Source organism: Streptacidiphilus sp. MAP12-20 (genome assembly GCF_041262525.1).
Taxonomy (GTDB): domain Bacteria; phylum Actinomycetota; class Actinomycetes; order Streptomycetales; family Streptomycetaceae; genus Streptacidiphilus.
Map to the genome: position 1 here is coordinate 26,736 of NZ_JBGCCK010000013.1, position 11,034 is coordinate 37,769.

General features: G+C 70.7%; 12 protein-coding genes. 8 read left to right on the forward strand and 4 right to left on the reverse strand.

What is annotated here, in order from left to right; translation table 11 throughout:
- Positions 1 to 350 precede the first annotated feature (350 nt).
- From ABIA32_RS18930 to ABIA32_RS18945, 4 genes are read left to right on the forward strand one after another with little or no spacing between them, the layout of a single operon-like run.
- Complete coding sequence (locus ABIA32_RS18930) at positions 351 to 2,945, forward strand: ATP-binding protein (protein ID WP_370096636.1); 2,595 nt, start codon at positions 351 to 353, stop codon at positions 2,943 to 2,945.
- Entirely contained in the window at positions 2,942 to 3,382 is a 441-nt protein-coding gene (locus ABIA32_RS18935; RefSeq protein WP_042453731.1) for a roadblock/LC7 domain-containing protein, read from the forward strand. Before ABIA32_RS18930 ends, ABIA32_RS18935 begins: the two co-directional genes overlap by 4 nt.
- Positions 3,383 to 3,432: 50 nt before the next feature.
- Positions 3,433 to 3,879, forward strand: a complete 447-nt coding sequence (locus ABIA32_RS18940; RefSeq protein ID WP_370096986.1) for a DUF742 domain-containing protein — start codon at positions 3,433 to 3,435, stop codon at positions 3,877 to 3,879.
- 43 nt (positions 3,880 to 3,922) lie between these two features.
- The gene (locus tag ABIA32_RS18945; protein WP_370096988.1) at positions 3,923 to 4,450 is read left to right on the forward strand and encodes an ATP/GTP-binding protein; all 528 of its coding nucleotides are present in this window, start codon (positions 3,923 to 3,925) and stop codon (positions 4,448 to 4,450) included.
- Between the two features lie 184 nt (positions 4,451 to 4,634).
- On the opposite strand, the gene ABIA32_RS18950 is transcribed toward ABIA32_RS18945, so the two are convergent.
- Genes ABIA32_RS18950 through ABIA32_RS18960 form a run of 3 tightly spaced genes read right to left on the reverse strand, consistent with a single transcriptional unit; the run spans position 4,635 to position 7,125 of the window.
- Positions 4,635 to 5,303 carry an ABC transporter permease gene (locus tag ABIA32_RS18950; protein WP_370096638.1) on the reverse strand — a complete coding sequence of 223 codons (669 nt, stop codon included), beginning with the start codon at positions 5,301 to 5,303 and terminating at the stop codon, positions 4,635 to 4,637.
- Entirely contained in the window at positions 5,300 to 5,959 is a 660-nt protein-coding gene (locus ABIA32_RS18955; RefSeq protein WP_370096640.1) for an ABC transporter permease, read from the reverse strand. Before ABIA32_RS18955 ends, ABIA32_RS18950 begins: the two co-directional genes overlap by 4 nt.
- Positions 5,956 to 7,125, reverse strand: coding sequence for an ABC transporter ATP-binding protein (locus ABIA32_RS18960; RefSeq protein WP_370096642.1), 1,170 nt, complete (start codon positions 7,123 to 7,125; stop codon positions 5,956 to 5,958). The genes ABIA32_RS18955 and ABIA32_RS18960 overlap by 4 nt, the downstream gene beginning before the upstream one ends.
- A 276-nt stretch (positions 7,126 to 7,401) precedes the next feature.
- Here ABIA32_RS18960 and ABIA32_RS18965 point away from each other — a divergent pair, with 276 nt between their 5' ends.
- From ABIA32_RS18965 to crcB, 4 genes are read left to right on the forward strand one after another with little or no spacing between them, the layout of a single operon-like run.
- The gene (locus ABIA32_RS18965) at positions 7,402 to 9,039 is read left to right on the forward strand and encodes an LCP family protein (RefSeq protein WP_370096644.1); all 1,638 of its coding nucleotides are present in this window, start codon (positions 7,402 to 7,404) and stop codon (positions 9,037 to 9,039) included.
- A 28-nt stretch (positions 9,040 to 9,067) separates the two neighbouring features.
- Complete coding sequence (locus ABIA32_RS18970; protein ID WP_370096646.1) at positions 9,068 to 9,502, forward strand: CrcB family protein; 435 nt, start codon at positions 9,068 to 9,070, stop codon at positions 9,500 to 9,502.
- Entirely contained in the window at positions 9,499 to 9,819 is a 321-nt protein-coding gene (locus ABIA32_RS18975; RefSeq protein ID WP_370096648.1) for a DUF190 domain-containing protein, read from the forward strand. The genes ABIA32_RS18970 and ABIA32_RS18975 overlap by 4 nt, the downstream gene beginning before the upstream one ends.
- Positions 9,819 to 10,187 (forward strand): fluoride efflux transporter CrcB, encoded by a 369-nt coding sequence (gene crcB / locus ABIA32_RS18980; protein ID WP_370096650.1) that lies wholly within the window; start codon positions 9,819 to 9,821, stop codon positions 10,185 to 10,187. Before ABIA32_RS18975 ends, crcB begins: the two co-directional genes overlap by 1 nt.
- Positions 10,188 to 10,304: 117 nt before the next feature.
- On the opposite strand, the gene ABIA32_RS18985 is transcribed toward crcB, so the two are convergent.
- Complete coding sequence (locus ABIA32_RS18985) at positions 10,305 to 10,901, reverse strand: DedA family protein (protein WP_370096990.1); 597 nt, start codon at positions 10,899 to 10,901, stop codon at positions 10,305 to 10,307.
- Positions 10,902 to 11,034 lie beyond the last annotated feature (133 nt).

An 11,034-nucleotide genomic window follows, 5' to 3' on the forward strand; every position in this document is an offset into this window, starting at 1 on the left:
GTGAAAGAGGAGGTCACTGTTCCATTCCGGCATCTTGGAAGCGTTCGCTGACGCGACGATCGGTTTCGCTGTTCTGTCTCACGGATGATCAAAACCATTGGTGAAGAGGCGAGTCAACGCCCTTCTGGTCACGATCCACCCCCGCGACCGACCGATAGTGGTCCTCCGGTGGCCGAAACAGGAAGCCCAACCCGGGCTTTGTAGCGCAAAGTTCACAGGCGACTCTGACAAACCGGCCGGGGAACCGGTAGTCTCGCCGCGGTCACGGGTTCGGGGGGCGGGCTCAGGTTCGACCTGATCGAAAGAGCAATCGTCAACACGTAGGCTCGCAGGGGCAGTAGGAGTTCCTCTTGTCCTCCCTGGACACCTTGGCCGACCGGCTCGGACGCCGTCTGGCCCGACTGCCGTTCCGGCGCAAACTCAATGTGCTGATCGCGGTCCCGCTCGCCATGATCTCGGTGCTCTTCGCCGTCTACGTGAACGGCCAGGTCAGCCAGGCGCAGTCCGCCGCGCACGAGGCCGCCCTGCTCGGCGCGAGCGGGAGCGTCGCGGAGCTCGTCGACGACCTGCAACAGGAGCAGGGCCAGGCGATCCTCTACTTCGAGAGCTATTCGGAGTCGCCGCGCGACAAGGACCGGATCCTCACCGACTACCTGGCCGCCCAGCGGGCGACCGACCATCAGGCCGACAAGGTCCGCTCGACCTTCGGGTCGAGCCTTCCGGTGGACATCGCCGCCGTCCTGGACGGGATGAGCGCCGCGCTCGACACCCCGCGCACCGCCGTCGCGGACGGAAAGCTGCCGACCGACAACATCGACACGGCCTACAACCCGCTGACCGAGGCGCTGCTCAACGGACTCCACCTGACCGCGCCGCAGCAGGACCAGACCACCGCACGGCTGGCCGACGAGCTGGAGGCGCTGCTCTGGGTGAACGCGGCGCACGCCCAGTTCGAGACGGCGCTGCTCTCCGCCCAGACCGGCAACGTGGACGCGCTCTCGCAGTTCAGCGCGACCGAGGGCGCTTTCCGGCTCTACCAGTTCCAGCTCGCGCGCTTCCAGCAGATCGCGAACAACGCGCCGCGCGCGAAGCTGGTCGGCAACATCGACTTCAACGTCCACGAGACGGCCCTCGACGCCGCGCACGCCGAACTCCTGCTGCAGGCCAGCGGCATGGGCGACACCAGGAAGCTGAGCAAGGCGGAGGGGTGGCAGCGGGCGCAGAACCTGCAGCCCGACGTCGTGGCCGAGTCGCAGCAGCGACTGGCGATCACCCGCCAGCTGATCCCGGAGATCGCCGCCGAGGCGCACGCCGCCTCGGTGCAGGCCTGGTGGCAGGCCTCGCTGCTGCTGGGACTGGCAGCGCTGATCTTCTTCGGCTGGGTCGCGCTGCTGGCGCTGATCCGCCGCTCGATCCTCGGCCCGCTCCAGCGCGTGACCGAGGCGGCCCGCCGGGTCTCCGAGCTCTCCGCGCAGGAGCTGGCCCGGGTCGCGGACGAGGACTCGGCCGAGGGCGCGGACAGCACTCCGAACCTGGAGGACCTGCCGATCCTGGCGGAGGACGAGATCGGCGAGCTCGCCAAGGCGTTCAACCAGGTCCAGCAGACCGCGGGCGCGCTGCTGGAACGGCAGGTGCAGAGCCGGCGGAACATCGCCGAGATGTTCGGCAACGTCGGCCGCCGCGTCGCCAACCTGACCGGCCGCCAGCTGACGCTGATCGACTCCGTCGAGCGCGGCGAGACCGACCCCGAGCTGTTGGACCAGCTCTACCGGATCGACCACATCGCGGTGCGCCTGCAACGCAACGCGGACTCGCTGATGCTGCTGGCCGGCATCAGGGACACCGAACTGGACGGCCGTCCGGCCGAGCTGACACATGTCGTGCGCGCGGCGCTCGGGCAGATCGAGGGCTTCGAGCGGGTCCGCCTCGCGGCGGAGGCCGACGCGACGGTCTCGCCGGACGTCGTCGGCGACCTGGTGCTGATGCTTGCGGAGCTGCTGGAGAACGCGGTCTCCTTCTCGCCCGCGCACAGCGAGGTCGCGGTGACGATTCGCGAGCAGGGCGGGCAGGCGGTCCTGGAGATCGTCGACCACGGTCTGGGCATGAGCTCGGAGCGGCTGGCCGAGGAGAACGCGCGACTGGTCCGCCGCGAGCGGCTGGACCTGGCGCCGACCCGGGTGCTCGGCCTCTTCGTCGTCGGCGCGCTCGCCCGCCGCTGGGGCGTCCAGGTCACCCTGGCCCGCACCCCCGGCGGCGGCGTGACCAGCAGGGTGGCGGTCCCGACGGACCTGGTCACCCCGACCACGCCCCGGGCCGGCCGCACCTGGTCCCCGACGGGTTCGCTCGCCGACACGGAAGCGCCCGCGTCGGTGTTGCCCACGTCGGTGCTGCCCGCCTCGGCGTCCGCGCCCGCGGCTGCGGTGGTGGCGGCCGCAGCGGCCGCCGTCGCGCTGCCGACGCGCGAGGCGGGCGTCGACCGCGGCGGCTGGCGCGAGCCGGACCTGGAACCCAGCGCCGACCTGTTCGCCCCGCGCCGCGAGCCCGAAGCCCGGCACGCCCGCCCGGCCGAGCCTGCCACCCCGGCCCTCCCCCGCAGCCGCGCTCCGCGTGAACTCCCGTCCGCCACACAAGGTTCGGCGACCTCTTCGGCGGGCCTCCCGCTGCGCAAGCCGGCGGCGGCGGCGCCGGCCGAGCCCTCCCCGTCGCGGGGGGACGACCGCGACGAGGAGACGCGCGGACCGCTGCGACGACGGGTGCGCGGGGCGACCCTGCGCGAAGACCAGGGCATCGGCGACCGGATCGCTGCCAGACCGGCCGACCCGGAGGAAGTCCGGTCCGAGCTGGAGGAGTTCGAGGACGCCGTGAACCGCGCCGAGCGCGACAGCACACACAGCCCCACCGGCACCACCGGTAACCCCAAGAAGACGGAAGGAGTGGGACAGTGACCACCGAGCCCACCGTGCAGGACCTGCAGAGCGCCGCGGCGGACTTCACCTGGCTGCTGGGCCGCTTCGCCACCGATACCGCCGGCGTGGTCGACGCCATCGCGGTCTCCTCCGACGGCCTCCTGATCGCCGTCTCCCGGCTGCGCGACCACGCCGACTCCGAGCGGCTGGCGGCGATCGTCTCCGGCATCACCAGCCTGGCGGCGGGGGCCTCGGGCAACTACGGCCTGGGCGGCCTGAACAAGGTCATCATCGACCTGGAGGGCGGCCACCTGCTGGTCTCCTCGATCGGCAACGGCTGCGTGCTCGGGGTGGTGGCCTCCAAGGAGGCCAAGCTCGGCAACATCGCCTACGAGATGACGCTCTTCGCCAACCGGGCCGGCGCCGCGCTGAGTCCCCAGCTGATCATGGAGTTGAAGAACGGCGTCGGGGCGTGAGCGTCGCCGGACGCGGTGACGCGGTGGTCCGCCCGTTGCGGCCCTACGTCATGGCGGACGACGACGAACCGGCGAAGCCGGTGAAGCCCGGCGCGATCGGCCAGGCCCCCGAGCCGCAGCGACGCAGCCTGGCCGTGCGGCCCTTCCTGGTCACCGCGGGACGCGTCAGCGACGACGCGAAGCTCCCGCTGGAGACGCAGGTCGTGGCCACCAACGACGGCCTCACCGCGCTGCCGACGCTCACCTTCGAACAGCACGACATCGTCGCGGCCTGCCGCGCACCGCTGTCGCTCGCGGAGCTCGCTGCGCGACTCCACCTGCACCTGAACGTGGTGCGCGTGGTCGCAGGCGATCTGCGCTCCGCGCGCCAACTGACCGTCCACGCACCCCAGGCCGGCACCGCCCACGATCTCTCCGTCCTGCGCCGGGTGATCGAGGGGCTGCGCGCCGTCCCCGACTCACGAGGCCTCACGCGTGACAACAACCGCCCTGCCTAACTCCTCCACGTCCGGCTCGGGCCGCCCGCCGCTGCCGGTCAAAATGGTGATCGCGGGCGGCTTCGGCGTGGGTAAGACCACGACCGTGGCATCGATATCGGAGATCGAACCGCTGACGACGGAGGCCTCCATCACGGAGGTCGCGGCCGGCGTCGACGACCTGACGCACACTCCGCACAAGACCACCACGACGGTGGCGATGGACTTCGGCTGCATCACGCTGGACCCGACGCTGAAGTTGTATCTGTTCGGCACGCCGGGGCAGGACCGCTTCGGATTCATGTGGGACGACCTGGTGGCGGGCGCGCTGGGTGGGCTGGTGATCGTGGACACCCGCCGACTGGACGACTGCTTCGCGGCGGTGGACTACTTCGAGAACAAGGGCCTGCCCTTCGCGGTGGGCATCAACGTCTTCGACGGCAACCTCGACCACGACCTGGACGAGGTCCGCTGGGCGCTGGACATCCCCGACGCGGTCCCCCTCGTCCTCTTCGACGCGCGCGAACGCGGCAGCGTGCGGGACGCGTTGCTTGTGGTTCTGGAGCTCGCCCTGGAACGCGCGGAACGCTAGGCAGACGGTCCAGTTACAACTGATGCGCGCCTCCGGCGCGTGGGCGCGACAGGTCACGACAGAGGGCCAGTTGCACCACCAGGGGCGCGGGGAACTGCGCGACAAGCCACGGGCATGCGGATGGTCCTCAACGCACAGGGCCATCCGCACAGGGTGGTTACTCGCGCAGTTCCCCGCGCCCCTGTTAGCGCGAGCGCCGTACTCCAGGTGAGACAAGTGCCTTGCCCAGGATCCAGAAGACGCCCAGCGTCGCCAGCGCCAGGCCGGCCACCAGGACCGCGCCGCCGACGACCTTGTCGTAGCGGACCTGCGAGAGACCGTCGACGATGTAGCGGCCCAGGCCGCCGAAGGAGACGTACGCCGCGATCGTCGCCGTAGAGACGATCTGCACCGCGGCCGAGCGGATGCCGCTCAGGATCAGCGGGAGCGCCACCGGCAGTTCCACCTGCCAGAGCACGCGCGCCCACGGGAGTCCCATGCCGCGCGCAGCGTCGACCAGCGCGGGGTCCACGCCACGCATCGCCTCGTACGTCGTCACCAGGATCGGCGGGACCGCCAGGGCCACCAGCGGAACCATCACCGGGGTGAGGCCGAGGCCCATCATGATGGTCAGCAGCACCAGCAGGCCGAAGGACGGCAGCGCCCGTGCAGCCGTGGCCAGCGCGGCGAGCGCGTTGCCGCCGCGGCCGGTGTGGCCGGTGAGCAGGCCCACCGGGAGGGCGATCAGCATCGCGATCGCGAGCGCCAGCAGCGAGTACTCCACGTGCTCGGCCAGCCGGGCCGGTACGCCGTCGGCGCCGGACCAGCGGGTCGGGTCGTCGAAGAAGGTCTGGGCGAAGCCGATCAGGTTCACGTGGTGGTCGCCTTCCTCGCCCAGGGCGTCAGCAGCCGTCGGGCCAGCACCAGCAGGGCGTCCAGCAGTACGCCGAGGACGGCGATGGTGAGCACCGCGTCCCAGGCGAGCAGCGGGCGGTGGTAGTTCATGGCGTCGGAGAGCAGGTTGCCCAGCGCGCCCTGGTTGCCGATCAGCATGCCGATGCTGACCAGGCTGATGCTGGAGACCGTGGCCACCCGCAGGCCCGCGATGATCGCCGGGACGGCGATCGGCAGTTCCACCTGGAGATAGCGGCGCAGCGTGCCGAAGCCCATCGCAGTCGCGGCGGCCCGGGTCTCCTCGGCGACCGAGCGCATCCCGTCCACGATCGCCGGGACCAGCACCACCAGGGTGTAGATGGTCAGCGGGATCTCGACCGTGATCGGGGTCTCGCCGGTGACGTCGATCAGGAAGACGAAGAAGGCCAGCGAGGGAATCGCGTAGAAGACTGTCGCCATGCCCAGCACCGGCGGGTAGAGCCAGCGGAAGCGCGCGCAGAGCAGTCCGAGCGGCAGCGCCAGCAGCAGGCCCCAGAAGACGGGGAGCAGGGTGAGGTGGAGCTGCCAGCCCACCAGACCCCACCAGCTGTTCTGCAGGTCGCTCGGGACCTGGAAGAACCGGTCGAAGAAGCTCACGCCAGGACGCCCCGCTCGAGCCCGTCGCCGGTCCCGCCGGTCCCGCCGGTCCCGCCGGCAACGCTGCCGCGCTCGGCGTGCGCGCTCCGGATCGCGGAGGCGATGGTCTCCTGCGCGGCCACGCCGATCGCGCGGCCCTCGGCGTCGACGGCGACGGCCCAGCCGGTCGGCGAGAGGACCGCCGAGTCCAGCGCGGCGCGCAGCGAGTCGCGGCCGAGGGTGAAGGCGTGGCCGTGGGGCAGCAGCTCGTGGCGGACGCCGTCCGCGCGGTCCGCCGCGTGGGCCCAGCCGAGCGGGCGGCCCTCCTTGTCGGCGATCAGCACGTAAGGGGTCTGCGGAATGCTGTGGGCCCGGATCTGCTCGGCCGTGCTGTCCTCGGCGACGATCGGCTCGGCGGTGAGCTCAAGACCGGCCGAGGTGAAGAAGGACAGGTGCCGGATGCCCCGGTCCGCGCCGAGGAAGTCCTCGACGAACGCGTCCGCCGGCGCGGAGAGCAGCTCGGGTGGCGGCGCGAACTGGGCCAGGTGACCGCCCTTGCGCAGCACCGCGACATGGTCACCGAGTTTGATGGCCTCGTCGATGTCGTGGGTGACGAAGACGATCGTCTTGCCGAGATCCGCCTGGATCCGCAGGAGTTCGTCCTGCAGGCCCTTGCGCACGATCGGGTCGACGGCGGAGAAGGGCTCGTCCATCAGCAGCACCGGCGGGTCCGCGGCCAGGGCGCGGGCGACGCCGACGCGCTGCTGCTGGCCGCCGGACAGCTGGTACGGGTAGCGCTTGGCGAGGGCGGGGTCGAGGCCGACCCGCTCCATCAGCTCCGTCGCCCGCTTCCGCGAGCGGGCGCGGTCCCAGCCGATCAGGCGGGGGACGGTGGCGATGTTCTCGATGATGGTCCGGTGCGGGAAGAGGCCCGCGTTCTGGATCACATAGCCCATGGAGCGGCGCAGCGCGTTGACCGGGCGTTCGCGTATGTCCTGGCCGTCCAGCAGGATCCGGCCACCGCTCGGCTCGATCATGCGGTTGATCATCCGCAGCGTGGTCGTCTTGCCACACCCGGACGGTCCCACCAGCACCGTGATCGATCGGTCGGGTATCTCCAGCGTCAGCCGGTCGACCGCGGTGGTCCCATCGGGATACCGCTTGGTGACGGCGTCGATCACAATCACGAGTGCGTTGCGCCCTTCGGGCCTCAGTACCGGCTTGATAACGACCCCTCATCTTCCTGTGGGGGCGCCGCGAGCGTCAATGCGCGCATGTTCGGGCTTCGTTACAAACAGCGCACTTGTGACCCCCGCCGTTCCGTTCGCATCCGCTCCTGTGGCAGAGTCGGCCCCTAATACCCCGGAAGACAGGGACCGACACCGGTCTCTCAGGGACCCCACACCGAGGCTTGCTACATTGCGCAGCCGAGTGCCGGGACCGCCGCTGCAGAGGATGGGACAGTGACCGAGAATCGTGCCGCAGGCCAGGGCCGACGTCGGGGCTCGACCGCGTCCTCCGCGAAAGACGCCGTTCCCGGCGGGCGGGCGGCCGCCCGCAGGAGCCGGAAGAAGAACCACAAGGGCCTGAAGGTCGCGGGCATCATCGGCCTCTCACTGACCGTGGTCATCGGCGGTGGCGCCTGGTACGCGTGGTCCACGCTGAACGGCAACATCTCCTCGTCCGACCTCTACTCCGGCAAGGGCAGCGCCGGCGCGGAGAAGGTCGACGCCTTCGGGCGCAGCCCGATCAACATCCTGCTGATCGGTTCGGACGAGCGGAAGACCGCTGCCGACTGCAACCTCGGCGGCGACTGCGGCAGCCCCGGCGCGCGCGCCGACGTCGAGATGGTGCTGCACGTCTCCGCGGACCGCTCCAACGCGACGGTGATGAGCGTCCCGCGCGACCTGGAGACGACGATCCCGCAGTGCAAGACCACTGCGGACGCGGCCACCCAGCCGGAACACACGGACATGATCAACAGCGCCCTGAACTGGGGTCCCGGCTGCAGCGTGGCGGCAGTCCAGCAGCTCACCGGCATCCATATCGACCACTTCATGAAGGTCACCTTCAACGGCGTCGTGAACATGTCGGACGCGATCGGCGGCGTGTCGGTCTGCGTCAACAAGAACGTCTACGACCCCTACTCGCACCTCAAGCTCTCGGCCGGCACGCACACCCTCAAGGGCGTCTCCGCCCTCGAGTTCGTCCGCACCCGGCACGGCTTCGGCGACGGCAGCGACCTGGGCCGCACCTACGCGCAGCACCTCTTCATGTCGCAGATCCTGAAGAAGGTGAAGAGCTCCGGCACGCTGACCGACCCCGCCGCGCTGTGGAGCCTGGCCAACGCCGCGACCAAGGCGCTCACCGTGGACACCGGGCTCGGCAGCATCGACAAGCTGCTGGGACTGGCCTCGGAGCTGAACAAGTTCTCGATCAGCAACATCACCTTCGTGACGATGCAGACCCAGCCCTCGCCGACCAACAACTCGCGCGTGGTCATAGCCCCCGGCGCCCAGTCGCTCTTCGACTCGATCGCCAATGACCAGTCGCTGAGCGTGATCACCAGCAAGGCGAAGGGCGGCAGCGCCACCTCGGCCTCGGCCGCCCCGACAGCGGCCCCGGTGAACCCGGCCGACATCGCCGTCAAGGTCGAGAACGGCACCGGCATCTCCGGCCGGGCGGGCTCCGTCTCGCAGGCCCTGATCAGCGCCGGCTACAGCCAGCGCACCACCGCGCTGAGCGGCTCCTCCGCCGCGACGACGAGCCTCAGCTACCCGGCGGGCAAGGCCGCCGAGGCGCAGGCGGTCGCCAAGACCCTGGGCCTGAAGGCCTCCGCGCTGAAGCAGGGCACCAGCAGCAGCATGGTGCTGCTGATAGGGGCGGACTGGCCGTCGGGCACCTCCTTCCCCGGCGGCGGCTCGGCGCCCGCGCCGGTGAACACCAAGGCCGCGCTGGCGAACTCGCACAACCAGACTGGCGACCAGGGCGGCTGCGCGGATGTCAGCACCTTCGACACGGTGTCCCTCCCCGGCTACGGCGGGATGACCCCGACCCGCGCCTACGCGCTGAGCCCCAGCGTCCCGAACTCCGCGCCCTGACGTCCGACCGGGCGGTTAGCATGCTGCCGTGACAGCAGGTGAACGCGGTGAGCGTGGGCGTTGGCGTCGGGACCTCGACGTCCTGGCCCTGATCGCGCTCGGCGGCGGGATCGGCAGCGTCGCCCGCTACGGACTGTCACGTGCGTGGCCGACGCCCGCGGGGGGCTTCCCGTGGGCCACGTTCACCACGAACGTGGTGGGCTGCGCGGTGCTGGGCGGGCTGATGTACCTGGTCCTGGAGATCTGGCCGCCGTCCCGCTATCGCCGCCCCTTCCTGGGCGTCGGCATCTGCGGTGGCTTCACGACCTTCTCCACGGCCATGCTGGAATCACGTGGGCTGCTGGCCTCCGGCGACTACGCGACGGCAGGGGCGTACCTGCTGGGCAGCGTGGTGGTCGGGACGGCGGCGGTCTGGGCGGGGGCGGCGGCGGTCCGGCTGGCGACGGAAGGACGGAAGCCATGAACACTCCCGCGCTGCGGCTGACGGTCTACCTGCGCGAGAGCGCGCAGTGGGAACGGCGTCCCGTCTACACCGAGATCGTCCACCGCGCGCACGCGGCGGGGCTGGCCGGCGCAGGCGTCTTCCGCGGCATCGAGGGCTTCGGCCGGAGCGGGCGCGTTCACACGACGCGGTTGCTGGACCTGGCCGAGGACCTGCCGATGGCGGTGGTGGTCATCGACGAGGAGCGGAAGATCCGGGCGTTCGTCCCGCAGGTGCGGGAGATCGTGGGCGAGGGGAACGGGCTCATCACGCTGGACCCGGTGGAGGTCGTGAACTGATGGCGGTCCTGCTGGTGTTCCTCGGCGGCATGCTGGGCGCTCCGCTGAGGTATCTGACGGACCGGGCGGTACAGGCACGGCACGACAGCGTCTTCCCGTGGGGGACGCTCACCGTGAACGTGGTGGGCTCGTTCGTCCTGGGCGGCGTGGCCGCGGGCGCGGCGCGGCATGGCTGGTCGCCGGACGTGGGCCTGTTCGTGGGGACGGGGGTGTGCGGGGGGCTGACGACGTTCTCGACGTTCGGCTACGAGACGCTGCGCTTGCTGGGCGCTCGGTCGCTGACGGAGGCCACGCTTAACGTCCTGGGCTCTCTGGCGGCGGGCCTCGCGGCAGCGGCGGCGGGCTTCGCCTTGATCACCATGCTGTAGTTGCAACCACCTCCAGGGGCGCGGCGAACTGCGCGAGTAACCACCCTGTGCGGATGGCCCTGCTCGTTCGGCCTGCCAGCTGCGTGGGTGGCTTGTCGCGCAGTTCCCCGCGCCCCTTCAGTGGCGACGTCGCTGCAAAAGGACCGGGAGGAAGGACACCACGACCACCAGGGCGACCAGCGGCAGCAGGTAGTTGTCCACGCCCGGGACCGCCGCACCCAGCCAGAAGCCCAGCAGGATCAAGCTCTGGGACCAGACGACGCCGCCCACCACCTGCCAGAGCGTGAAGGTCTTCGTCGGGACCTCCAGGACGCCGGCCACCGGGCCGAGAACCGTGCGGACCATCGGAACGAACTTGCCGATCACGATCGCCTTGCGCTGCCCGTAGCGGTTCAGCAGTTCCTCGCCGCGGGCCACCACCGTCTTCAACCGCGCGCTGCGCGACCGCGCCAGCATCGCGCGGCCGCCACGGCGGCCGATGTAGTAGCCGCACTGCGCGCCCAGGCAGGTGCCGACCGCCGCGCAGAGCATGACCTGCCACAGGGACAGACTCGTCCCCCCGTGCGCCGCGCCCGTCGCGCAGAGGACTCCGGCAGGGAACAGCAGGGTGTCCCCGGGCAGGAAGAAGCCCACGATCAGCAGGCCGGACTCGGCGAAGGTCACGACCAGCACGGCGAGCGCGCCGAACGCGGACAGCAGCGAGGACCCGTTCATCGGGTTCACCGCTGCGAGCAGGTTGTTCAACACTTCTGCACCGTAGCCCGACAAAGCGGGCGATACATCAGCCCACGGTCCCGGTCTGCGGCTGCTCCACCTCGTTCCGACTAGGGGTCGACTCATCCTCGGG